Genomic DNA, 21,957 nt, shown 5'->3' on the forward strand with positions numbered 1-21,957 from the left:
TGTGAAGAATGTCTATTTTTGTAGACTTCAAATTATGAGTAATTATCTAACATGAATAGCTAGTAAACCTGAAAGTCATTCTGGTGGGGGATATTCATGTGGGTAAAAAAAGCATTGAGTGGATAAAAACTAGATTCCCAGATCAGGTTATTTATGTGTTGGGTAATCATGAGTACTACGGCAGGGCCTTTCCCAAGCACATTCAGGATCTTAAGCAATTGATCGCAGATACAAATATCCACCTTTTGGAAAATGATTGCTTAGTCATCAATGACGTGACATTCCTGGGGTGTACTTTATGGACAAACTTTAAATTGTTTGGTGAACCCAAAATTGCGGGCTACGAGGCGACTCAGACCATGACGGACTACCGTAAAATTCGTGTGAGCCCGGACTATCGTAAGCTGCGATCCCTTGATACGGCTATCATTCACCAAAAATCCTTGAGCTGGTTGTCTGAAGAGATCAAGCAGCTCAAGACGATGCGGAGCAAAGTTGTAATTGTGACGCACCATGCCCCCAGTAAACGTTCCATTCCCCATCCCTACCAAGAGGATATGTTGAGTGCGGCCTACGCTTCACATCTGGACCCGTTTGTTGCAAACTCCCACGCAACAGTATGGGTTCATGGTCATGTCCATGAAGAATATGACTATGCCATCGGCAATACGCGGGTGATTTGTAATCCCAGAGGTTACCCAGATGAACCTAATGAACGTTTTATCCCTGATCTTGTGATTGAAATTTGACCGCCATCAAAGGCGGTTTATATCATCCGCAGAAATTTTGCTCTTTCCGATGAAATGAACCCATGGCTAATTCAGCACTGACGCTTCCCTATTTCGATCTGATTCTGAAACAACTCGACCAGGGCGACGCTATTTTTGAGCAAGCTTTTGGTCGCCATGTTCATTGGGGCTATTGGGCCAATCCAGATCAGGCTACCTATACGGCCAAGGATTATGGGGCCGCAGCAGAGCAAATGAGTGTTGAAATTTATTCTGCGGCTCAGGTACAAGACCATCAAACCATTTTGGATGTGGGGTGTGGTGTAGGGGGCACCGTAGCCAGCTTGAATGAGCGTTTTACGAACGTCAGTTTATTGGGGCTGAATCTGGATGAACGTCAGCTAGCCTATGCCCAACAAACAGTGACTGCTCGGCCAGAAAACACCATTGAGTTTGTCCAAGGGGATGCTTGTGCGCTGCCCTTTGCCGATCAATCGGTAGATGCGGTGTTAGCGGTTGAGTGTATTTTTCACTTTCCAGATCGCAAGCAGTTTTTGCAGGAAGCGTTGCGGGTGCTTAAACCAGGCGGTTGGTTGGCGATTTCTGATTTTGCACCGTTTGAAATGGAAGGATGGCCCGCTTTTTTATGGCAGTCAAATCCTGTCTTGCCTAGTTTCTATGGATCGTTTGATGTCACCTACACCCTTCAAAAATATCGGATTTTGTCTGGGCAGGTTGGCTTTGGGGCAATGCAGTCTAGTATTCCGTCAAAGATTTATTGATGGGTAAAGTCTGTGTAATTTGACCCTGGCATCTTGCGTCGTGAACCGCCAGTCAATCCATGTTCCCTTTTGGTTTCGGTGCTCATTCCAAGCCCTCACATGCTTTTGTAAGGTTGGAAAATCAGCAATGCGTTGATCTAAACATTGACGAGACAGGATACTTAATTCAATCTCAGCCATATTGAGCCAGCTTCCATGCTTGGGGGTGTAGAAAAATTCGAACCGAGATAAAAGTCTCCTGGCTTCTTCAGGTTCAAAAGCTTTGTAGAGTGAGGAGGGGGAGTGAATATTGAGATTGTCTTGAACCAGCGTGAGGGTGTGGGCCTCAGGGTAAAACACATCCACTAATTCTTTGAGTAGATGAGCATAGTCAATGGCAGTTCGTCGTTGAGTTACTTTCACATATCGCGTGCCTACTATTGGCTCACACAACATAAAGAGATTGGCTGTGCCCTTACGTTCATACTCATAGTCAACACGTTCGGGTTGACCACGTTGAGCCGCGATGGGTAGAGTGATTTCCTCAACCAATTGCTTGGTGGCTTCATCCAGACAAATCAAAGGATTCCTCAAGTCATAAGGACGCTCATAAACCGTTAAGAGCTCCTCCATTCGCCAGACAAATTCTGCATTCTGCTGTGGGGGGATGACCCAACAGGTCTTTCGCCAAGGCTGCAACTCGTTTTTTTTAGAGTTTGTCGGACACTCTCATGACTGAGGTGGTCGATGTAGCCTAATTCCACCATCTGGTCTGCGAGTAAGCGTAATGTCCAGCGAGCATGACCAACGGGGGGTTCACTGCAGCGTAAGGCAATCAGATGAGCTTCTTGTTCTCCTTGTATTTTTCGCTTTCGACCTGCCCCAGAACGTTGATTGATAGCAGCTTCAAGGCCTTCTTCCACAAATCGCATACGCACCCGCTCAATTGTGCGTATGCTGACACCTATCGCTTCATGAATTTCTCGATCACAGCAACCACCATGAGTTTGGTTAGTATCCGCTTTCAGAAGAATGCGGGCATGATTGATTTGCCGAGCACCTCGTTTTCCCGTGAACGTGAAATTCTTGAGATACTGTTGCTCTGGCTCACTCAGAGTGACGATGTACCGTTTACCCATGACGTTCTCCTAGAATGCGTCCATTTCATTCTAGAAAATATACCTGTCAGTCTTTTCTTGACTGAACACTAGGGATGTGACTCAAAATACGCTGCCTACCTATGGATTTTTTCAGCGACTGCCCCTGGCTATTGAGATTTCACCGGATTTATTACCTGCGATCACACAGACACTACTGCTCGAAGGCACGAGTCGTTTAGGCTTACTTCGCTATATGATTTTGTCGTGGCAAAAGCCTGACAGCCGCTAAGTTATCCCTTTCTCCGAGGATCGATGGAGATAAGCTTAGAATTGATTTCGACATTCTGGGGTCGCTGAATATTCCAAGCCAAACCCAACATTTGTAAACTGCGAATTAACCACCAGCCTGGATCTACTTGATGAGAACCATGCCCTAACCGAGCTGAGTTAGGAAAGGCATGGTGATTATTGTGCCAACATTCCCCCATAGTGAGCAATCCCAAGCCTGGGACGTTATAGCCTTGCACCCCTGCGCCATCAATATGCCAATCACGATGGCCCCATCGATGGGCAAAATAGCCCACAAGCCAGTGCCCAGTGACACAAACACTCACGCGGACGCAGATTCCCCAGGCCACCCAAGACCAACCTCCAATGATGTAGAACACCATTCCCCAAGGCACCTGCTGTAAAAATCGAGTTTTCTCTAACCATTTGTAGAACCTGTTAGTTGCGACCCGCCTTTCATAGTGGATGGCCGGGGGGTATCGCAAATACAGATCGCAATGCAACAGCCAAAACCAGTCTTTGCAGAGGTTCTGGCGGCTGGCAAAATAATCATGACAGTGAGGGTGCCGTTGCGCCCAGTCACGCAGCTCATGCATTCGGATAATCGAAAATGGCCCCGCAAACCCCATCAAGGTGCCGCAGTAGACCATGGCTTGTTCTAACCATTGAGGACAGTCAAAACTGTTATGAATTAAGCGACGATGCATACCCACTGAATGCCCCGCACAGAGGGTGATCACGCTGGTGACGGCAAACAGTAGAAACGCATCGCCTGAAAAGGTCAGTGGTCCACCGATCAGCGCTCCTAGATACATGCTGCTGATCCAAGCTGATTTTTGAGGAGACCAGCGGACCTGGCCCAAGCAAGGATCAACTTTGAGATCGCAAGCTTGAATTCTGGCGATATCATGGGCAGTGTTCATCGGGCGGCACCAAATGCTTATCCCCTTTATCTAAACCGGGCTAAGGCTGAGATTACGGTTGGGCGAGAGGGGACTTAGGGGTGACTTGAGGTTGAGTTCGAGCCAATGGATGGACGATACAATTTGAGCAAAGCCTCTGCACGAAACAATGGCACGATCCCTGCGAGTCACCATCGACAACCTGCCGAAAGTGAAACTGGCTTTGCAACGAAACGGGTATCCCAGTCAAAAGGCCTTCGCCGCCGACATTGGCCCGTCCCTCTCCACCGTCAAGAATTTTCTGGGCGGTAAACCCATTGACTACGAAAACTTCCGCGAAATCTGCGATCAATTGGGGTTGGATTGGCAAGCGATTGCCTACACAGAGTCCCCATCGGCACTGGATGCTCCACCTGCTGCCCTGAAAGCGTCACCGTTTATCACCGGGACACCCATTCACCATCCCCGTCATTTCTTTGGTCGAGAAAGACAGCTCAAACGCTGCTTTACCCTGCTCAAACACCATCCATTGCAGAATATGGCGATCATGGGTCCACGGCGGTCAGGTAAAACCTCGTTTCTCCGCTACCTAGAGACCATCCCCACGACTGCACCGGATCAACTGCGACCCCACCAAAAGCAGAATTGGTTGCCTCGTCCAGATCTCTACAACTGGATTTTCGTTGATTTTCAAAATGCCCGCATGTCCAGCCAGGATAAACTACTAGGCTATTTACTATCGGCCCTCAGTTTGCCAGTTCCCGATGCCCTGGATTTAGATGGCTTTATGGATCGGGTCAGTGGTGCCGTCCATCAGCCCACCGTCATCCTGCTAGATGAGATTGGGGTGGGTTTGCAGCGATGTCCTGAGCTAGACGATGCCTTTTGGGAAAGTCTTCGGTCTTTAGCCACAAATCAAACGGCGGGCAATTTGGCCTTTGTTATCTCTGCTCCAGAGACACCCATGGAACTGGCCCAACATAGCGGATTTAGCTCGCCCTTTTTCAATATCTTTGGCTATTCCACGACATTAGCCCCTTGGCAGCAGCAAGATACCTTAGATCTCATTGCAAGTTCACCGATTCCCTTTACGGACGCGGATCAAGCTTGGATTTGCCAGCAGAGTGGGGGCTGGCCGTTTTTGGCTCAAATTTTATGTTCTGAACGTTTGTTTGCCTTAGAAAATGACGAAACCGGGACAGCATGGCAAGTCGAAGGGTTGAAACAGATTGAACCCTATCGATATTTGTTGGATCAGAAATAACGGTGTCGCGCTTACAGGGCTATACCCATGCTCCGCCCCTGCATCCCAACTTAGTTTTGGGGAGTTTGCATCTACTCTGTTGGTTCTTCTTCCATCCTTCGGCCTGGAAACATCACCTGCGCTCCATCAATCTGCGCCCTGATTTTTGTCTAGCGGAGATCAATTGGAGACAACCCCAGCCCTCAGCGCTCAAACGGTTGTTGATACAAGGGTATGTAATTCTGCCTCTGCTGGTTGGGGGTGTTGTTGGTCTGGGGCTATGGGGATTAAGTGTTTCTGGTGCTGATATGGCCTTTGGCATGGCAGTGGGCATGGCTGCAAGTGTCGCTGGCAGCTTAGCTGGGGGAATGGTGGTGGGCGTCGCCGTTAGTTTGGCCAGCAGTTTTATCAGCGGGATTGTGGTGGGACTCCTATTTGGGGTCATGCTGGGAACAACCACCCTCGCCGAGCTGGGTTGGGGGTTGGGGTCAGCTGCAGCGAGTGTGGGGGTGTTGCAGAGCTTTATTCACCCGGTGTCCTTGGTGGGGATTAATGCCTCGAATGTGGCGGCTAGTGTAGCTGTGAGTTTGTCGCCTCGAAAAAGCGATCTCATTCCCGTATCGCAAAAACTAGGTGGTGCAGTGTTGGGGATTGTCCTGAGCCTCAGCGGTCTATGGGCGGTGGCCCAAGCAACAACGCAGCTTCTCCGGCCGGGTGCAATTCCACTTAACACCGTCTCTTTTGCCCTTTTAGGGTTGGGAATGGGGTGCTTTTACGGTATTGCCCTGGGATGGCGAACGCAGCGATGGCGGATTGCAATCCCAATGTGCCTTGGTTTAGGAGCCTTCATTGGCACAGCAGTGGGACTGGGCTTAAACGTTAACAGTGCTGTGGTTCGGGGTATGGTGATTGGCGGTGGTAATGCCGCACTCTTAACCACCTTATTTGCTCTGCCCTATGTGCTGACGGAATCCATCGCTGGTCCTTGGATTGCCGCAATTGTGGGCACCATTGGCAGCGGCGGCGTGTATATCATTTTTGCCAGTCTGATTGGTGGGCTATCCCTGCAACTGACGTTACCGATAAGCCTGGTTTGCATCGCTTTGGGATTAACGATGGCCCAGTGGCGACCTATTTTGCTATATCCCGTACAAATCTTGTGGAATCAGTGTCTGTATCGCCTCGATACCCAAAGAACGGAGCATCAATCTAGCGTCCTACGATGGCATACGGTGTTCTGGGATGAGTTTCAATATCTGCCGTTAGTCGGGCTAGATCAGCATTTAGTCCTGGCTCTGGAGAGTTGGGCACAAGAGGGACAAGCGGCCATCGACTTTATTGATCGCACACCGCAACGATGGGCGGCTCACCAGGCTCAAGTGGAGCTGAATATTCGTAAGTTAGAGCAATGCAGAACAATCGCAGATATCTGCCAGGTTCAGAAGACGATTCTGGGTGAAGCAACGGAGGAGAGTCATCTATTCCGTATCTGTCAGCAGATCAGTTTGGATGTGGATGCCGCCCTACAGCAAAGGAGTTCCTACAATCAGCGGTTGGCTCTGAGCGCGGTCTTGGAACGATTGGATACTCAACGGCAGGTGATACGAGGGGATGCGGTCTATGTCCCGCGGCCAGCAAATAACGACTATCGCATCGCCGGATTCCGCACTATTTTTCAGGCCTGGCATCAGATCATTGCCCAACAGATTGAAACCCTCCAAACCGAGACGGACCAGAACCAAGAAATTGACTCGCCCTACATTATCGGTATCCCTTTAACTGGGCAACAGGCGCTGTTTGTTGGTCGGACGGATATTAGCCAGCGAATTGAACAGCTCGTGCGCGATGATCGCAGTCCGGCTTTGTTGCTGTACGGGCAGCGACGCATGGGCAAAACGTCATTGCTCAATAATTTAGGGCGTTTGCTCCCCCAGACGATTATTCCCTTATTTGTGGATTTGCAAGGGTCAGCATCACGGGCTCAGGATCACACGGGCTTTTTATATAACCTAGCCAAAGCCATGTCAGCCGCTGCAAAACAGTATCGAGGCGTTCAATTTCCCCCTTTGGAACGAAGCGATTTGGCGGTTGATCCTTTTACCCAGTTTGAAGAATGGCTAGATGAAGTAGGGGTGCTGTTGGGCAATCGGACGGCATTGCTAGCTCTAGATGAGTTTGAAGTTTTAGTGGGTGCCTTTGAGCAGGGAAGATTTGACGAATCTGCCATTTTGGGAATGCTACGTCATCTCATTCAGCATCGCCCTCAGTTTAAGGTATTGCTCTCGGGCACTCATACTCTGGAAGCATTCAAAAGTTGGGCTAGCTATTTGATTAATCTGCAAGTGGTTCCAGTCAGCTATTTGACGGAACCAGAAGCGCTGCAGCTGATCACAAATCCCATCCCTGAATTTGAGTTGCAATACGAGCCTGATGCGGTACAGCGGGTGATAGCACTAACCCACTGCCATCCTTTTTTGATCCAACTGCTTTGTGCTGAAATTATTGCCCTGAAAAATGAGCAGGGCATCACGATCCGCCGATGGGCAACCTTGGCAGATGTGGAAGCAGCGGTTCCCCAAGCTTTGACCAGTGCCAGTTTCTTCTTTACCGATATTGAGCAAAATCAAGTCAGTGTAGACGAATTAGCAATTCTGAAATATATGGCAGCTCGGGGAGAAGGGAATGCTATTACCGCTAGCGACTTAAACCAATATCTAAATAAACCAGTAGATAGCCTAATGCGTCACTTGAGACAGCAAGACCTCATTCAATCTGTAGATGGAGGGTATTGCTTTCAGGTGGAGTTGATTCGGCGGTGGTTTGCAAAGGTCTCTTAGACCTAGCTAGTTCGATCTGAGCTAAGTCGAGGGATTAGAAGGAGGGAAATACCCTCTGGGGGTAATCATCCAATCCTGGTGAAACCGAGTGGTGGCATTGCCGATAATCACGGTGCTGAGCATATCTACGGGCAGCGTATCCAGCTCTGATAGCGTTCCCAGATGAGTGGTTTGGTCTGGACGATAGACCGATCTCACCACGGCTACGGGGGTTTGTGGATCTCGATGTTGCAAACAGATTTGCTGGGCTTTGAGTAGATGTTCGATGCGTTTTTGCGATCGCGGATTGTACAGAGCCATGACAAAATCAGCAGCAGCGGCAGCCTCTAGGCGCTTTTCAATCACGGACCAAGGGGTGAGCAAATCACTGAGGCTAATGGCGCAAAAGTCATGCATAAGGGGCGTACCCACTTGAGAAGCAGCTGCTTGCAGAGCAGAAATTCCGGGAAAAATTTGGACGACTGGGGTCTGCCCATCCCAACCATTCTGCTGTAGTGCTTCCATCACTAAACCGGCCATGCCATAAATACCAGCATCACCCGAAGAAATCACGGCAACAGTCAGGCCCCACTGAGCTAAATCGATGGCCCGTTGGGCGCGTTGGCGTTCTTGGGTAATGGGGGACGGTTCAATGATTTGACCAGGACGAAACTGCGATCGCACCAAGTCCACATAGAGGGTATAGCCAATCACCACATCTGCTTGGGTAATGGCCGTTTTGGATGCAGGAGTCATTTGGTCCAGGTCACCAGGTCCCGTTCCTACTAGAAGCAGTTGCCCCCTACGCCCGGTATATTCTTGTTCAGCTTGAGCAATGGCAATGGTGACCGCTCCAGGTTGTGCCGGGTCTTTGAAGATTTGCTTGGTTGCCAGGAGGGTGAATTGCTGGGCAGCTTTAAGGGCAGCGGCTTCAGCCACGCTGGGGGTGCCCACTTCAGCCTTAACGACATCGGAAGGGGTGGGGACTGCTACGGCTTTTAAGTCTTCAGGGGAGTAGCATTTTAGAGGCCAGTTAGCCTGTTGGCAGAGATCCACTAACCCGACTTCATCGGCTTTCAGGTCTAGGGTGGCAACCCCAGCAATGGCTTCCCAAGCCAGTTGATGTTGTTCACAGACTTGTCGCAGGGCCTGTTCCATTAGCTGTCGGGAGGTGCCTCGCTCGCAGCCCATGCCAACCCAGAGAACGCGGGGATGCCATTGGACGCTGGATTGTTTTGGGGATAGGACTTTGGGGCTGATCCAAATTTGGGGCGCTTCAGTATCGCTAACGAATTGATAGGTGTGAGATGGGGGTAAATGAGCTTGCCATAGTTCGGAACCAGCGGCTTGGTGGACAGTGACAGTTTCACCTCGGGCAATGGCTCCAGCGATAGCGTTCCAATCACCAGCCCCTCGTTGCCAGCCGAAGGGGATGCCGAGGGTATCAATGCTAGGCAAGTTAGCGGCATTACTGGCCCCGGTGAGGATAGGGGTGGCCCCGATTTGTTGGGCGAGGAGTTGGGTAAGTTGATCCGCTCTCCCCAGGTGACCACTGCAGAGGCTGAGCACGAATTGGCCGGGTTCATCAAGGACGACAACGGCAGGATCTTGGGATTTGTCGGTTAGGAGGGGGGCGATTAGGCGGACGACGGCTCCGGTTGCAAGGCAACAGATCAGACCCTGATGGTCGTTCCACAAGGTTTGGAGATGGTCTTTGAGGGAGCCGCTATAGGCTTGGGTGTGAGGTAGGTGGGAGAGGGAGGCAGGGACCCAAAGGGTGGCTCCGGTTTGTTGACAGAGGGGATGGAGGGTGTGGACGGCGTTGGGGGTGGTGGCGATGGCGGCTAAAGGCTGGAAGGTTTGAAACAAACGTTGACTCAAGTGGAATGCCTGTAGGTGGAAGTATAGGAGAAGTCTACTATGGCCAATAGAGAAAACTGTTTACTTAACGCAGTTTCAGAATGGCCGAATTGTTTTGGGATATTGGAATACATCCAAGAGGAATGCTCATTGTCAAATCTTGGGGGCTGAATATGCGGACGATAGCGTTCTGCTAATTTATCGAATTGCACCACAGCTCTGGAAACGATTTTCAACCTCTCTAAACTGGGTACTTTGGGTGGAAGGGCACGCTTGCTACTTGTCCAGTCCTAAATCGAGCCATCCCAATGCTCATAGCCTTTATAAATTTCACCTTCCACTTACTCCTGGGGCTGTTTGTGATACTGATGGGTGGAGGAGCTTGCTATATCGGATTCCGAGGCTTAAAACTCACCATCTTTGCCCCCAGCTACCATCCTCGACGTAAAGGCCGAATGATGGCTAAAGGCAAAGCCTGCGCAACCCATCCCAATGAAGTGCAAACGACACCCATCAGCCAAACCGCTTGTATCGCCTATGAATTTTTTATACTAGAGCCACGCAATAATACAAAGGAGGGTGACTCATTCGCCTTCCTACATCGTCAATCTCGGGGACGGTGGAATCTGAGTGTGCAGACATCCAGAGGGCAAGTACAGGTCAAACCAACCGAATTAGAGCTAGATCATATTCATTTTGAAGATCGCCAAGATTTATGGAGTGAATTTACAGAATCCCGATCCGTATCTTTACTAGCCGAACAAAAAATCACATTAAAGCACAAACTAACAGGTACCCGTCGAACCCTAATTTTGAGAGAAAAGGTCATTCGCAACGGGGATGTTATTCGAGTCTTGGGTCGCCAAAAGCACAGCAATCAGTTGCCCTTACTAGAAGATGCCATTGTCACAGACAAACCCATAAGCAGAGTGATTTTAGAATCTTCTCTCGCTCTTCTGGCAGGCTTATTTGTGCTTGGGGTTGGCATTAGCCTCATTAACCATGCATTTCGTTAAAGGATGGCACAATTACTCAGCCTAATTTCATCGCTAGCAGTGATAAACGAGACCTCAAGACGGACCCATTTCGAGAGTCAGAGATAGGAGTATCGCAAACAGAATTTGCCTCTATGTCCTAATCATGCGGTTTTGCCTGGGACATAATCCCAATAAGAATAGTCCATGTTTTTGGCTGACTGCATCCTTACTGTAGGCTAGCCTTGTCATGCAATCGTTATCGGGAGTTCAGGAGCAATTTAGATCACTGCGACGTAAAGGATTTCATATTAGAGATCACTTATCCCTCCAGCTATTACTCGATTCTTGAATGCCCCATCGCCCCTTTCAATTGAGTCAAAGGATTGCTTCCGTTCCAGTGGCGACTAGTGTGGGCTTCTTGTTGGGACCCTTTCTGCTCGGTATTTTGATTAATCTATTTCTGAACAAACTTTTGGGGCCAGCCGTTTTGCCCTATCCCAGTGCTGAGAAAGTAGGAACTGATTATCTATCAGCCATCATTGCCAGAAATAAGAACTATATTCCTCAACACGATTCTTGCACCCACACCGCTTTAATCAACGACATTAATCAATATGGCGGGGCAAAGATTAAAGATATTTCAGTACAATCTGAGTGGCGATCTGGCAATAGTGATCACACCTTCGAAATCACCACCATCCGCTTTAGCTACCACCAACAGGAAGGAGCTTGGCAACCCGGTGAAATCACTGTAATGACCGCATCCAATTTGCTAGAACCCCCGCTCCTTCCTTTTCGCAAAATCATTTGCAGTGGGAGTTAATGCTAATCCACAGCCCCTAGTACTTCATCGCAAACGTTTATCCAGCCCCAAAACAAAGCGATAGGGAAGTCCTCCCTGGCGCTTAGATATTGAAGTTGGGCATAGGTCAAGGCCTCTAGCTAACAAATGATCCCTTTGACCGGAAACCATTACTATTTTAAAGAGCCCAGTCATTGTTACTGATATTCCTATGACTCAATCGGCCTCTTCCACCTCACCATCAACTGACTCGCAACTCACTGCAGAGCAGCATCAGCAGAAAATGCAGCGCCGCAAACAGGTGCAGGATCAGCGGGTCGCCGAGCGATCGCACGAGAAAGGCTTAGTCATTATCCATACGGGAAACGGTAAAGGCAAAACCACTGCCGCCTTGGGTATGGTCATGAGATCCCTGGGACATGGGTATAAAGTCGCCATTGTTCAGTTCATCAAAGGAGCATGGGAACCGGCTGAAAAAGCCGTCTTAGGAAACTGGCCCGATCAGCTTGTGTTTCATGCCATGGGCGAAGGATTTACCTGGGAGACTCAAGACCGCGAGCGCGACACCGCCAAAGCTCAAGCCGCCTGGGAGCAAGCCCTGGCTTATATTCAGAATCCTGACTATCGTCTAGTGCTCTTGGATGAGGTCAATATTGCCCTTAAGCATGGCTATTTGGACGTCACCACCGTAAACGCCGGATTGCAGTCCAAGCCTGCCGACACCCACGTCATCCTCACCGGGCGAGGAGCCCCCAAAGAATTAATCGATCAGGCCGATTTAGTCACTGAGATGACCCTGGTCAAACATCCTTTCCGTGAACAAGGCGTGAAAGCCCAACCTGGTATCGAATTTTAGGAGGATCTTAATGGTACGGACAGTGGAACGGCCCACCCAATCGGTGGAGTTCGTCAAACAACCTCGTCCCTGGCGCAGCATCATTGCCGACGTCATCTTAGTGGGATTAGTGTCTGGCCCACTGGCCGCTCCCTTCCTAGCATCCACAGGGTTACCCATCCTGCCTCAGATCGCCAGCATCATCTACTTTATGGGCGATCATGTTTGTCCCCAACCCGAAATGGGATTAGCATTAATGCCCCCTTATTTAATGGCTGTCTGTATGCGCTGTTTCGGCACCCTGATGGGACTAGTAACCATGCGTTATTTGTTTTCCGTCAATCAAGGCCAAGCGCCCTATTGGCTCAATCGCTATGGTTTGCCCGGTTTGGTTCTGACCATTGGTCTCTGTTTAGTCTATCCCTTTGAACTCTATGCCCAGTCTTGGGGGTGGTGGGAATACAACAACTTTGTGGTTACACTTTTTGGTTTAGTTTCGGGGCTAGGACTAGGGGCCTACATCATGCCGCCCCTCCATCGTGCTCCTCGCACCTAATCCCAACCTTCTGCTGACAATGCTGCAGAAAAATCATCAGTACCCAGCACTGTTCAAGTCCATTGGCAGATGTCTGGGTGTTGTTTTATGCACCTTTCTGTTGAGTGTCTCTTGCATCACTCCAGCCCAGGCAGACCCCATTACCCTCAGCTTTCTGGTCGCTGCCTTTGAAGTCCCCGTCTGGAAACCGCTGATCGCTGAGTTTGAAGCCCAGCACCCTGAAATTCATATTGAGGTGATTGAAGGCCCCAGCACCTCCAATATTGTCGAAGACCTCTACGTATCAGCCTTCCTATTAGGTAATGCGCCCTATGATTTGGTCTATATGGATATCACCTGGGTGGCTAAGTTCGCTGCTGCAGGGTGGTTGCAGGATCTGTCATCACGAGTCACCCCTGAACAGGAAGCCCAGTTCTTAACCGGTGCCTGGTCAGGAGGACAATTCCAGGGCAAACTTTATCGCTACCCTGCCGTACGAGCAGATGTAGGAGCCTTGTATTATCGGCAAGATTTACTCGATCAGTATGGCTATGCTCCCCCTGATACCTTTGCGGATTTGATCCAGATCTCCCAAGATCTGCAAGCCCAAGGAACGCCTTGGGGCTTTTTATGGCCAGGTAAACAGACCGAAGGCACAACCGCCATGTTCTTAGAGGTACTGTCAGGGTTTGGCGGCTATTGGATTGATCCAAAAACATTAGCAGTGGGATTAGATACGGAAGATGCAGTTACAGCCTTAGACTTCCTCGTCAACACCCTGAAAGAGGGGATTTCACCCCCCGGAACGGTCAGCTATCAAGAAGAAGAAAACCGCCGTCTCTTTCAAAATGGGCAAGCCGTCTTTATGCGTAACTGGCCCTATGCCTGGTCTTTGATCAATGCTCTCACTTCTCCAGTCCAAGGCAAAGTCGGCATTCATCCTATGGTGTCTCAACCCGAACAATTGGCAAGGGCTTGCCAAGGCGGATGGGGTTGGGGGATTGCCACCACCAGCTCCCATCCCGAAGAAGCCTGGCAAGCCATTCAGTTTTTCTCTAGCGAAGCGGCCCAACGGCAGGTGGTCCAACAGTTTGGATATCTACCTACCCTCAAATCTCTCTATACCGATCCAGATATCTTGGCTCAGTATCCCCACTTCGCCTTACTCCGGGAGATTCAGAAACAGACGGTTTTGCGCCCTGCCATTGCTCAATACGATCAGGCTTCAGATATCCTGCAACGGTATCTCAATGCAGCATTTACCCAACAACTCAGCCCCAAAGCAGCCATGGTCGCAGCCGCAAGAGAGACCCGTCAATTACTAGCTCACTGATGTCCATGAATCTAATGAGCCGATTATGAAGATAAGGGCTGAACCGATCACTATAAACTGAGGCAAAAAAACCTACCCTACGGACACCAATCGTGACTTCAGACTGTACAGCAGTAGAACAATATCTCCACGAACATATTCCAATTTCGGCAGCCATGGCTGTAACCGTCAGTGCCATACATCCTCAAGTCATCTTATCGGTTCCTCTGCAACCGAATATTAATCATCGCCAAACTGGCTTTGGTGGCAGTATCTCCACCTTAGCGATATTGTCAGCTTGGACTTTTGTCCATATTCAGCTTCAACCTTTACCAAAGCCTTACAGAATCGTCATCCAAGATAACAGCGTGGAATACCTACAGCCTGTCACCAGTGACTTTGAAGCACGATGCGCATCACCCTCACCAGAGACATGGCAACGGTTTCTCAAAATCCTGCAAAGAAAGGGCAAAAGTCGAATCCAACTAGCCGCTGAAGTCTATGCAGTGGATCAATTAGTCGGCACATTTACAGGTAACTACGTCGCTTTGGACATCCAAAAGGCTTAACGCCAAGACAGCTTTGGATATGTCACATTAGTGAGGTAGGTCAAGAGTCTTGGTGGCAATTATGACGGGCACCCAACTCCCCACCTCTGAACAATCTAGTGAGAGTAATGACCGCAGACCGATCAGGAATAATGGCCTAGTTCATCAGCAGTTGTATGACACTGACTTTGTTGAGTGGATCGATCAAGCAGTTGAACTGCTCAAACAAAGTAGATTTAGTGAGCTGGATCTTGAAAACCTGATCGAAGAGGTAGAAAGCTTGGGACGCAGCGAAAAGAATGCCCTCAGAAGTAATTTACGCATTCTTTTATTGCACCTATTAAAGTGGCGATACCAACCCGGCAAACAGAGCGGCAGCTGGCGAGGGGGTATCAGAGAACATCGCATCCGCATTCAAGAAGCCTTTACGGATAGTCCAAGCTTGAAAAATTACTACATAGATAGCTTTGGAGAAAGCTACAGAAAAGCACGACAGCTTGCGGCCGATGAAACAGAGCTAGGTATCAGCACATTCCCCACGGAGAGCCCTTATACACCCGAGCAAGTTCTAGAGAGAGAATTTCTACCAGAAGGGCAAGATTAAGTGCATGAACAGCTTACCAACCTAGAACTCTAATAGCCGCCTCAACCCTGTGAGGACCATGAACGGCCAGTGAATTGAAAATTTATGTAGACACGAATTCATTCCTAGTCTATGATGATTAATCGGTGCTTGTGCAGGATACTGGGTTCCGAAAATAACCCAAGTCCTAAGGGCCGAGAAGCTAATTTATGCTTCTGTTGTTTCTACAATTGACTTGCTCCTCAGATTGGCGTTAACTCTAATGTCTTCCTGGCTTAGAGTTTCGGCAATATTGCGTCTTTTAGGCGTCCTGAGGTCAATTTTTTTGTGTTATAGGGTTCCCTATTGTGTTTAGGTAAGGGAGTCTGCTCACTGTGTCTGTCGGTATTCTAGGAACAAAACTGGGAATGACCCAGGTTTTTGATGAAGCGGGTCGTGCGATTCCAGTCACCGTCGTTCAGGCGGGTCCCTGTCCGGTCACCCAGATTAAAACGGCCCAAACAGATGGCTACACTGCCATTCAGATTGGCTATGGCAGCACCACCGAAAAAGCATTAACACGTCCTGAATTAGGACACCTGAAAAAATCCGGTTCTACTCCTGTGAGACATCTGCAAGAGTACCGTCTCGCTGATGTCAGCGAGTATGAGCTTGGGCAAAGTATTTCCGCCGATCTTTTTTCTGAAGGCCAGCTGGTTGATATTTCCGGTACGAGCATTGGCCGTGGTTTTGCGGGTTATCAAAAACGCCACAATTTCCGACGAGGCCCCATGGGTCACGGTTCTAAAAACCACCGCGCACCGGGTTCAACGGGTGCAGGTACGACCCCTGGCCGCATCTATCCTGGTAAGCGAATGGCTGGGCAAATGGGGAACGTCAAAAAAACCATTCGTAAATTGACCGTTGTGCGGGTAGATGCTGAGCGCAACGTTTTGTTGATCAAGGGTTCAGTTCCCGGCAAGCCTGGTGCTTTGCTCAACATTCAGCCTGCCACCATTGTGGGCGAAAGCTAGTTTTGTGCCGAATGCCTAAAGACGCCTAAAGAGTAAAGAACATGGTTAATTGTGTAGTAAGAAATTGGCAAGGAGAGGACGCAGGTCAAGCAGAACTTGATCTGAAAGTCGCCAACGAAGAGAATGCGGCTCATATCGTGCACCGCGCCCTCCGTCGTCAAATGAATAATGCCCGTCAGGGAACCGCCTCTAGTAAGACCCGCTCTGAAGTTCGCGGGGGTGGCCGTAAGCCCTGGCGACAAAAGGGAACCGGTCGCGCTCGTGCAGGTTCCAGCCGTTCTCCCCTTTGGCGGGGTGGTGGTGTCATCTTTGGCCCCAAGCCTCGGAGCTATTCCACCAAGATGAATCGCAAAGAGCGACGGTTAGCCTTGAGAACAGCTTTTGCGAGCCGAGCCGAAGACTTGGTTGTAGTAGAAGATTTTGGCGATAACCTCTCTCGGCCTAAGACCAAAGATTTGCTAGAAGCAATGGGGCGTTGGGGTGTAAACGCAGACTCTAAAACCCTGCTGATTTTGGCGGACAAACATGACACTATCTATCTGTCTGCCCGTAATGTAGAAAAGTTGAAGCTGATTTTAGCCAGCAACTTAAATGTCTACGATTTGCTTGCAGCAGATCAGATTGTGGCAACCCAATCTGCGATCGCAAAAATTCAGGAGGTTTACAGTGACTAAGGTAACACCCACCAGTTTGGCCGACTTGATTCGGCGGCCCATCGTTACTGAAAAAGCCACCTTACTTCTGGAAAACAACCAGTACGTATTTGAAGTCGATCCCAGAGCGACCAAACCTCAAATTAAAGCTGCGATTGAAGAGCTTTTCGAAGTCAAAGTGACAGGCATTTCCACCAGCAATATGCCGATCAAAAAGAAGCGCATCGGCAAGTTTATCGGTCACAAAGCCCAATACAAACGGGCTACCGTTACCCTTGCACCGGAATTCACCATTAACCTGTTCCCAGAAGTTTAAGTGCCTCCCTCTGACGTCTTTTTTGAAGTGATATAGCAATGGGCATCCGCTATTACAGACCTTATACCGCTGGAACTCGCCAAAAGACGAGTTCTGACTTCGCCGAGATTACCCGCGATCGGCCCGAAAAATCCTTGGTCAAAGCCAAGCATCGAGCCAAAGGTCGCAACAATCGAGGAGTCATTACCAGTCGGCGACGAGGAGGCGGTCACAAGCGTCGCTATCGGATCATCGACTTCTATCGCAATAAGCTAGGTGTCCCTGGCACCATTGCCACCGTTGAATATGATCCCAATCGCAATGCTCGCATTGCCTTGGTCAACTATAAAGACGGCGAGAAGCGCTACATCCTCCATCCCCGTAACGTTCAGGTGGGTACCACCATCGTTGCTGGCCCTGACGCCCCCATTGAAGTGGGTAATGCGCTACCCCTAGAAAGAATTCCCCTCGGTACTGAAGTTCATAATGTTGAACTGATTCCTGGGAAAGGAGGTCAACTGGCCCGTGCTGCTGGAGCCTTGGCTCAAGTCGTCGCGAAAGAAGGAAAAATGGTCACCCTGAAGCTACCTTCTGGGGAGGTCCGGCTTTTCCAGAAAGAATGCTACGCCACCATCGGCCAAGTTGGTAACGTCGAGTCCAACAACATCACCATCGGTAAAGCCGGTCGAAATCGTTGGAAAGCCCGCCGTCCTAAGGTCAGAGGATCGGTTATGAACCCCGTGGATCACCCCCATGGTGGCGGTGAAGGACGGGCACCCATCGGTCGCAGCGGTCCTGTCACTCCTTGGGGTAAACCTACCTTGGGTTATAAGACCCGGAAGAAGAAGAAGCAGAGCAACAAGTTGATTGTCCGTCGCCGCCGCCGTTCTTCCAAGCGGAGTCGGGGTGGTCGCCAGTCTTAATCTATCGTTTGCACTTTATTTGACGTTTCATTCACTCAACCATGTCTCGTTCTCTGAAAAAAGGCCCCTTCGTTGCTGACCATCTTTTAACCAAGGTGGAGAACCTCAACGAAAAAGGCGAAAAGCAAGTTATTAAAACCTGGTCACGGGCATCCACCATCATCCCGCAAATGATTGGTCACACAATTGCCGTCCACAATGGTCGTCAGCACGTACCGGTTTACGTCAGTGAACAGATGGTGGGACATAAGCTGGGTGAGTTTGCCCCCACTCGCACCTTCAAAAGCCATTCCAAAGGCGACAAAAAAGCACGGATGTAGGATAACGCGATGACAACGCAACTCAAAGATATCAACGGCGCATACGCCAAAGCCAAATATATCCGCATGTCTCCTCGGAAAGTGCGCCGGGTTCTGGATCAAATTCGGGGCCGGAGCTACCGAGAAGCCCTGATTGTTCTCGAATTTATGCCTTACCGAGCCTGTGAGCCAGTCTTAAAGGTGTTACGTTCGGCGGTGGCCAATGCCGAAACCAATCGCGGATTGGACCCTGTAGATCTCGTAGTCAGTCATGCCTATGCAGATCAAGGTCCTCGCTTAAAGCGGTTTCGCCCTCGTGCCCAAGGACGGGCCTATCAAATTCAAAAGCCGACCTGCCATATCACCATTGCGGTGAGCGCTGAGGCTAGCTAACCACCTTTATTGAGCCATAGACAGAGGACATTTTTGTGGGACAAAAGATTCATCCAACCGGTTTTAGACTAGGGATCACACAAGATCACTGGTCGCGCTGGTTTGCCGATACCGATCGTTACCCCGAACTCCTTCAAGAGGACTTTAAAGTTCGCAATTACGTCAACAAAAATCTGAGCAATGCTGGCATCGCTGGTGTGCGCATCGAGCGCAAGGCCGATCAGATTGACTTGGAAGTGCGAACAGCTCGCCCCGGCGTAGTCGTGGGCCGAGGCGGTAGTGGTATCGAGTCCCTCCGAGTCGGCCTTCAAAAAGAGTTGGGAGATGATCGTCCCATTCGCATCAACGTCGTCGAAGTAGCTCGCGTCGATGCCGAAGCAACCTTGATTGCTGAATACATTGTCCAGCAGTTGGTCCGCCGAGTCTCCTTCCGTCGAGTGGTGCGTCAAGCCATTCAACGGGCGCAACGTGCTGGCGTCGAAGGCATCAAGATTCAAGTGGGTGGTCGCCTTAACGGTGCTGAAATTGCCCGGAGTGAATGGACCCGTGAAGGTAGAGTGCCTCTACATACCTTACGTGCCAACATTGACTATTCCTACCGTACTGCCAGCACCACCTACGGCATTTTAGGTGTGAAAGTTTGGGTCTTTAAAGGTGAAGTCATCCCCGGTGCAGATGAACAGCCCACCAACCGCGAACCTCAACAGCGACGACGTCAGCAACAGCGACGACGCCAGCAGTTTGAAGATCGTTCTGAATAAATCTTTTGATTCCGTTTAGCCGGCCGCTAGACACAGCTACTCCCTTACCCCCGATTCCTGATTATGTTAAGTCCCAGAAAAACGAAATTTCGTAAGCAACACCGGGGCCGTATGCGCGGTAAAGCCACTCGAGGGAACACCCTCAGCTTCGGTGATTATGGTCTTCAAGCCCTTGAGCCTTCCTGGATCACCTCACGTCAGATTGAAGCCGGACGACGAGCCATGACCCGCTACGTCCGTCGGGGTGGAAAGATTTGGATTCGTATCTTCCCAGACAAGCCGGTTACCATGCGTCCTGCAGAAACCCGGATGGGTTCGGGTAAAGGTGCGCCTGAATATTGGGTGGCCGTAGTCAAGCCAGGTCGGATTATGTACGAAATGAATGGCGTTCCTGAGTCAACCGCTCGGGAAGCCATGCGATTGGCAGCCTTCAAAATGCCTATCAAAACCAAGTTCGTTGCCCGTCCAAAGGAGGAATCTTAAGTCATGGCATTGTCAAAAATGGCTGATTTGAAAAACCTTTCTGTGGATGAGATCGATGCCAAGGTTCAAGAGTTAAAGAAAGAACTCTTTGATCTGCGATTCCAAAAAGCAACCAAGGAAACGATTCAACCGCATCGATTCAAGCACATACGGCATGAGATTGCCCAACTCTTAACTTTAAAACAGCAGCAAAGTTAGGTATTTAGGTTTGGGACTTTACATGTTGGATTTGGACGATTGGAGTTAAACACATGGCTATTAAGGAAAGAATTGGGGTTGTGGTCAGCGACAAAATGGACAAGACGGTGGTCGTCGCCGTGTCCAACCGCGTCCCCCATAAAAAGTATGGAAAAATCGTGGGTCAGACCCGTCGGTATAAGGCACATGACGAAGAGAATGCCTGCCATGTCGGTGACCGCGTACGCATCCGAGAATCCCGTCCCCTCAGTCGTACAAAGCGATGGGCGGTAACAGATGTTTTAGTGGCTGCTAATCGACCCTAGGGACCTGAATCATGATTCAACAAGAAACCACACTTAATGTTGCAGACAACAGCGGCGCTAAACGCTTGTTGTGCATCCGGGTTATCGGCGGCGGTAACCGTCGATATGGTGGCGTTGGCGATGTCATTATTGCCACGGTCAAAGATGCAACTCCCAATATGCCCGTCAAAAAGTCTGATGTGGTCAGAGCAGTGATTGTCCGTACTCGCAAATCCATTTGCCGAGAAAGTGGCATGAGTATCCGCTTCGACGATAATGCTGCCGTTTTAATTAACCCAGATGGCAATCCCCGAGGCACCCGTGTGTTTGGCCCCGTTGCCCGTGAGCTCCGAGACAAGAGCTTCACTAAAATTGTTTCTCTCGCGCCAGAGGTGCTCTAATGGCTAAGAAAAAGTCAACAGCTAAACGCTACAAGATGCACGTCAAAAAGGGAGACACAGTCCAAGTCATTGCTGGCAAAGATAAGGCCAAAGTGGGCGAAGTGATTGATGTCTTACCTAAACTCAGCCAAGTTGTGGTTGAAGGCGTCAACATGAAAACGAAGCATGTCAAGCCTCGCTCTGAAAGTGAATCAGGTCAGATTTCCACCGTAGAGTTTCCCATCCATAGTTCTAATGTGATGCTCTACTCCAACAAGGAAAACGTCGCTAGCCGGGTTTGCTACACCTTTGACGATTCAGGCCGTAAGGTCAGAATGCTGAAAAAAACTGGTGAAATTATTGACTAACGCTCATTTTTGCCCTGACCAAGCCCAGGGCGCTACAGGATAGAAAAGTAATGACAGTCCGACTAAAAACCCTCTATCTCGATACGGCCGTTCCGAAATTACAGGAACAGTTTAAGTATAAGAATGCCCATGAGATCCCTAAAGTCACCAAGGTTTCGGTTAACCGAGGTTTAGGCGAGGCATCACAAAATGCAAAAGCCCTAGAGCGCTCTTTGGAAGAATTAGCGGTCATTACAGGTCAACGACCTGTGGTCACCCGAGCCAAGAAAGCGATTGCAGGCTTCAAAATTCGGCAAGGGATGCCCGTCGGGGTCATGGTTACCCTCAGAGGAGAGCGGATGTATGCTTTTCTCGATCGATTGGTCAATCTGGCTTTGCCCAGAATTCGTGACTTTCGGGGAGTCAGCCCCAAAAGTTTCGACGGTCGGGGGAATTACACTTTAGGATTGCGAGAGCAACTCATCTTTCCTGAAGTGGATTATGACAGCATTGATCAAATTCGAGGGATGGATATTTCGATTATCACGACTGCCAAAACCGATGAAGAAGGTCGTGCCCTGTTAAAAGTTTTGGGAATGCCCTTCCGTGAAAATTAAGTTGTTTCGAAGGGGGCGGTT

The 21,957-nt window shown here is 49.7% G+C and carries 28 protein-coding genes; 25 read left to right on the forward strand and 3 right to left on the reverse strand.

Going from position 1 to position 21,957, the window contains the following annotated elements; translation table 11 throughout:
* Nucleotides 1–83 precede the first annotated feature (83 nt).
* On the forward strand, nucleotides 84–749 hold the full coding sequence (locus AM1_RS21215) for a metallophosphoesterase (RefSeq protein WP_012164953.1): 666 nt from the start codon (nucleotides 84–86) through the stop codon (nucleotides 747–749).
* Nucleotides 750–811: 62 nt separating this feature from the next.
* The gene (locus tag AM1_RS21220) at nucleotides 812–1,510 is read left to right on the forward strand and encodes a class I SAM-dependent methyltransferase (RefSeq protein WP_012164954.1); all 699 of its coding nucleotides are present in this window, start codon (nucleotides 812–814) and stop codon (nucleotides 1,508–1,510) included.
* Here AM1_RS21220 and AM1_RS39920 read toward each other — a convergent pair.
* A protein-coding gene (locus AM1_RS39920; protein ID WP_148215688.1) for an IS630-like element ISAcma29 family transposase occupies nucleotides 1,496–2,628 on the reverse strand; the annotation gives its coding sequence in 2 pieces (ribosomal slippage) (nucleotides 1,496–2,202 and nucleotides 2,202–2,628; 1,134 coding nt in all). The genes AM1_RS21220 and AM1_RS39920 overlap by 15 nt on opposite strands.
* Before the next feature lie 76 nt (nucleotides 2,629–2,704).
* On the opposite strand from AM1_RS39920, the gene AM1_RS41130 reads away from it, so the two are divergent.
* A complete protein-coding gene (locus tag AM1_RS41130) occupies nucleotides 2,705–2,878 on the forward strand; it encodes a hypothetical protein (protein WP_012164955.1) in 174 nt (57 codons plus the stop codon).
* A gap of 1 nt (nucleotide 2,879) precedes the next feature.
* Here AM1_RS41130 and AM1_RS21230 read toward each other — a convergent pair whose 3' ends face one another.
* A complete protein-coding gene (locus AM1_RS21230; RefSeq protein ID WP_012164956.1) occupies nucleotides 2,880–3,800 on the reverse strand; it encodes an acyl-CoA desaturase in 921 nt (306 codons plus the stop codon).
* A 148-nt stretch (nucleotides 3,801–3,948) separates the two neighbouring features.
* Here AM1_RS21230 and AM1_RS21235 point away from each other — a divergent pair, with 148 nt between their 5' ends.
* Together AM1_RS21235 and AM1_RS21240 are read left to right on the forward strand one after the other, a co-directional pair.
* Nucleotides 3,949–5,043, forward strand: a complete 1,095-nt coding sequence (locus tag AM1_RS21235) for an ATP-binding protein (protein WP_012164957.1) — start codon at nucleotides 3,949–3,951, stop codon at nucleotides 5,041–5,043.
* Nucleotides 5,044–5,045: 2 nt separating this feature from the next.
* Nucleotides 5,046–7,859 carry an AAA family ATPase gene (locus tag AM1_RS21240; RefSeq protein WP_041660089.1) on the forward strand — a complete coding sequence of 938 codons (2,814 nt, stop codon included), beginning with the start codon at nucleotides 5,046–5,048 and terminating at the stop codon, nucleotides 7,857–7,859.
* 21 nt (nucleotides 7,860–7,880) lie between these two features.
* Here AM1_RS21240 and cobJ read toward each other — a convergent pair whose 3' ends face one another.
* Nucleotides 7,881–9,719, reverse strand: coding sequence for a precorrin-3B C(17)-methyltransferase (gene cobJ, locus AM1_RS21245; protein WP_041660090.1), 1,839 nt, complete (start codon nucleotides 9,717–9,719; stop codon nucleotides 7,881–7,883).
* A 287-nt stretch (nucleotides 9,720–10,006) separates the two neighbouring features.
* On the opposite strand from cobJ, the gene AM1_RS21250 reads away from it, so the two are divergent.
* The 20 genes from AM1_RS21250 (at nucleotide 10,007) to rplE (ending at nucleotide 21,936) form a co-directional block, all read left to right on the forward strand.
* Entirely contained in the window at nucleotides 10,007–10,714 is a 708-nt protein-coding gene (locus tag AM1_RS21250) for a hypothetical protein (protein ID WP_148215789.1), read from the forward strand.
* Between the two features lie 310 nt (nucleotides 10,715–11,024).
* Nucleotides 11,025–11,498, forward strand: a complete 474-nt coding sequence (locus AM1_RS21255) for a hypothetical protein (protein WP_012164961.1) — start codon at nucleotides 11,025–11,027, stop codon at nucleotides 11,496–11,498.
* A 190-nt stretch (nucleotides 11,499–11,688) separates the two neighbouring features.
* Nucleotides 11,689–12,333, forward strand: a complete 645-nt coding sequence (cobO, locus tag AM1_RS21260) for a cob(I)yrinic acid a,c-diamide adenosyltransferase (RefSeq protein WP_012164962.1) — start codon at nucleotides 11,689–11,691, stop codon at nucleotides 12,331–12,333.
* Between the two features lie 10 nt (nucleotides 12,334–12,343).
* Nucleotides 12,344–12,868, forward strand: coding sequence for a DUF2085 domain-containing protein (locus AM1_RS21265; protein WP_012164963.1), 525 nt, complete (start codon nucleotides 12,344–12,346; stop codon nucleotides 12,866–12,868).
* 19 nt (nucleotides 12,869–12,887) lie between these two features.
* The gene (locus AM1_RS21270; RefSeq protein ID WP_012164964.1) at nucleotides 12,888–14,180 is read left to right on the forward strand and encodes an ABC transporter substrate-binding protein; all 1,293 of its coding nucleotides are present in this window, start codon (nucleotides 12,888–12,890) and stop codon (nucleotides 14,178–14,180) included.
* A gap of 92 nt (nucleotides 14,181–14,272) precedes the next feature.
* The gene (locus AM1_RS21275) at nucleotides 14,273–14,728 is read left to right on the forward strand and encodes a thioesterase domain-containing protein (RefSeq protein ID WP_012164965.1); all 456 of its coding nucleotides are present in this window, start codon (nucleotides 14,273–14,275) and stop codon (nucleotides 14,726–14,728) included.
* 61 nt (nucleotides 14,729–14,789) lie between these two features.
* The gene (locus AM1_RS21280) at nucleotides 14,790–15,311 is read left to right on the forward strand and encodes a DUF29 domain-containing protein (RefSeq protein WP_083776732.1); all 522 of its coding nucleotides are present in this window, start codon (nucleotides 14,790–14,792) and stop codon (nucleotides 15,309–15,311) included.
* Nucleotides 15,312–15,664: 353 nt separating this feature from the next.
* Nucleotides 15,665–16,303: a 50S ribosomal protein L3 gene (rplC, locus tag AM1_RS21285; protein WP_012164967.1), complete on the forward strand. Its 639-nt coding sequence runs from the start codon at nucleotides 15,665–15,667 to the stop codon at nucleotides 16,301–16,303.
* Between the two features lie 41 nt (nucleotides 16,304–16,344).
* A complete protein-coding gene (rplD, locus tag AM1_RS21290) occupies nucleotides 16,345–16,977 on the forward strand; it encodes a 50S ribosomal protein L4 (RefSeq protein ID WP_010469327.1) in 633 nt (210 codons plus the stop codon).
* Nucleotides 16,970–17,272, forward strand: a complete 303-nt coding sequence (locus AM1_RS21295; protein ID WP_010469320.1) for a 50S ribosomal protein L23 — start codon at nucleotides 16,970–16,972, stop codon at nucleotides 17,270–17,272. Before rplD ends, AM1_RS21295 begins: the two co-directional genes overlap by 8 nt.
* A gap of 38 nt (nucleotides 17,273–17,310) precedes the next feature.
* Nucleotides 17,311–18,174, forward strand: a complete 864-nt coding sequence (rplB, locus tag AM1_RS21300) for a 50S ribosomal protein L2 (RefSeq protein WP_010469319.1) — start codon at nucleotides 17,311–17,313, stop codon at nucleotides 18,172–18,174.
* A gap of 41 nt (nucleotides 18,175–18,215) precedes the next feature.
* Nucleotides 18,216–18,494: a 30S ribosomal protein S19 gene (rpsS, locus tag AM1_RS21305; protein WP_010469318.1), complete on the forward strand. Its 279-nt coding sequence runs from the start codon at nucleotides 18,216–18,218 to the stop codon at nucleotides 18,492–18,494.
* A 9-nt stretch (nucleotides 18,495–18,503) separates the two neighbouring features.
* Complete coding sequence (gene rplV / locus AM1_RS21310; protein ID WP_010469316.1) at nucleotides 18,504–18,866, forward strand: 50S ribosomal protein L22; 363 nt, start codon at nucleotides 18,504–18,506, stop codon at nucleotides 18,864–18,866.
* A 35-nt stretch (nucleotides 18,867–18,901) separates the two neighbouring features.
* The gene (gene rpsC, locus AM1_RS21315) at nucleotides 18,902–19,627 is read left to right on the forward strand and encodes a 30S ribosomal protein S3 (RefSeq protein ID WP_010469315.1); all 726 of its coding nucleotides are present in this window, start codon (nucleotides 18,902–18,904) and stop codon (nucleotides 19,625–19,627) included.
* A gap of 63 nt (nucleotides 19,628–19,690) precedes the next feature.
* A complete protein-coding gene (gene rplP / locus AM1_RS21320) occupies nucleotides 19,691–20,110 on the forward strand; it encodes a 50S ribosomal protein L16 (protein WP_010469314.1) in 420 nt (139 codons plus the stop codon).
* Between the two features lie 3 nt (nucleotides 20,111–20,113).
* Complete coding sequence (gene rpmC / locus AM1_RS21325; protein ID WP_012164968.1) at nucleotides 20,114–20,308, forward strand: 50S ribosomal protein L29; 195 nt, start codon at nucleotides 20,114–20,116, stop codon at nucleotides 20,306–20,308.
* Nucleotides 20,309–20,361: 53 nt separating this feature from the next.
* A complete protein-coding gene (gene rpsQ / locus AM1_RS21330) occupies nucleotides 20,362–20,613 on the forward strand; it encodes a 30S ribosomal protein S17 (RefSeq protein WP_010469309.1) in 252 nt (83 codons plus the stop codon).
* A gap of 11 nt (nucleotides 20,614–20,624) precedes the next feature.
* Entirely contained in the window at nucleotides 20,625–20,993 is a 369-nt protein-coding gene (gene rplN, locus AM1_RS21335) for a 50S ribosomal protein L14 (RefSeq protein WP_010469308.1), read from the forward strand.
* Entirely contained in the window at nucleotides 20,993–21,340 is a 348-nt protein-coding gene (gene rplX / locus AM1_RS21340; RefSeq protein WP_012164969.1) for a 50S ribosomal protein L24, read from the forward strand. Before rplN ends, rplX begins: the two co-directional genes overlap by 1 nt.
* A gap of 50 nt (nucleotides 21,341–21,390) precedes the next feature.
* Nucleotides 21,391–21,936, forward strand: a complete 546-nt coding sequence (gene rplE, locus AM1_RS21345; RefSeq protein WP_010469306.1) for a 50S ribosomal protein L5 — start codon at nucleotides 21,391–21,393, stop codon at nucleotides 21,934–21,936.
* Nucleotides 21,937–21,957: the final 21 nt, after the last annotated feature.

It is taken from the genome of Acaryochloris marina MBIC11017 (assembly GCF_000018105.1).
GTDB lineage: Bacteria > Cyanobacteriota > Cyanobacteriia > Thermosynechococcales > Thermosynechococcaceae > Acaryochloris > Acaryochloris marina.

Coding starts and splice junctions, on each gene's coding strand:
- rplP (WP_010469314.1), top strand. CDS start 19,691: ATGTTAAGTCCCAGAAAAACGAAATTTCGTAAGCAACACCGGGGCCGT.
- AM1_RS21270 (WP_012164964.1), top strand. CDS start 12,888: ATGCTGCAGAAAAATCATCAGTACCCAGCACTGTTCAAGTCCATTGGC.
- rpsS (WP_010469318.1), top strand. CDS start 18,216: ATGTCTCGTTCTCTGAAAAAAGGCCCCTTCGTTGCTGACCATCTTTTA.
- AM1_RS21235 (WP_012164957.1), top strand. CDS start 3,949: ATGGCACGATCCCTGCGAGTCACCATCGACAACCTGCCGAAAGTGAAA.
- rplB (WP_010469319.1), top strand. CDS start 17,311: ATGGGCATCCGCTATTACAGACCTTATACCGCTGGAACTCGCCAAAAG.
- AM1_RS21265 (WP_012164963.1), top strand. CDS start 12,344: ATGGTACGGACAGTGGAACGGCCCACCCAATCGGTGGAGTTCGTCAAA.
- AM1_RS21255 (WP_012164961.1), top strand. CDS start 11,025: ATGCCCCATCGCCCCTTTCAATTGAGTCAAAGGATTGCTTCCGTTCCA.
- rplX (WP_012164969.1), top strand. CDS start 20,993: ATGGCTAAGAAAAAGTCAACAGCTAAACGCTACAAGATGCACGTCAAA.
- AM1_RS21230 (WP_012164956.1), bottom strand. CDS start 3,800: ATGAACACTGCCCATGATATCGCCAGAATTCAAGCTTGCGATCTCAAA.
- AM1_RS21220 (WP_012164954.1), top strand. CDS start 812: ATGGCTAATTCAGCACTGACGCTTCCCTATTTCGATCTGATTCTGAAA.
- cobO (WP_012164962.1), top strand. CDS start 11,689: ATGACTCAATCGGCCTCTTCCACCTCACCATCAACTGACTCGCAACTC.
- AM1_RS21250 (WP_148215789.1), top strand. CDS start 10,007: ATGCTCATAGCCTTTATAAATTTCACCTTCCACTTACTCCTGGGGCTG.
- AM1_RS21280 (WP_083776732.1), top strand. CDS start 14,790: ATGACGGGCACCCAACTCCCCACCTCTGAACAATCTAGTGAGAGTAAT.
- rplN (WP_010469308.1), top strand. CDS start 20,625: ATGATTCAACAAGAAACCACACTTAATGTTGCAGACAACAGCGGCGCT.
- rplV (WP_010469316.1), top strand. CDS start 18,504: ATGACAACGCAACTCAAAGATATCAACGGCGCATACGCCAAAGCCAAA.
- rplD (WP_010469327.1), top strand. CDS start 16,345: ATGGTTAATTGTGTAGTAAGAAATTGGCAAGGAGAGGACGCAGGTCAA.
- rpsQ (WP_010469309.1), top strand. CDS start 20,362: ATGGCTATTAAGGAAAGAATTGGGGTTGTGGTCAGCGACAAAATGGAC.
- rplE (WP_010469306.1), top strand. CDS start 21,391: ATGACAGTCCGACTAAAAACCCTCTATCTCGATACGGCCGTTCCGAAA.
- rpmC (WP_012164968.1), top strand. CDS start 20,114: ATGGCATTGTCAAAAATGGCTGATTTGAAAAACCTTTCTGTGGATGAG.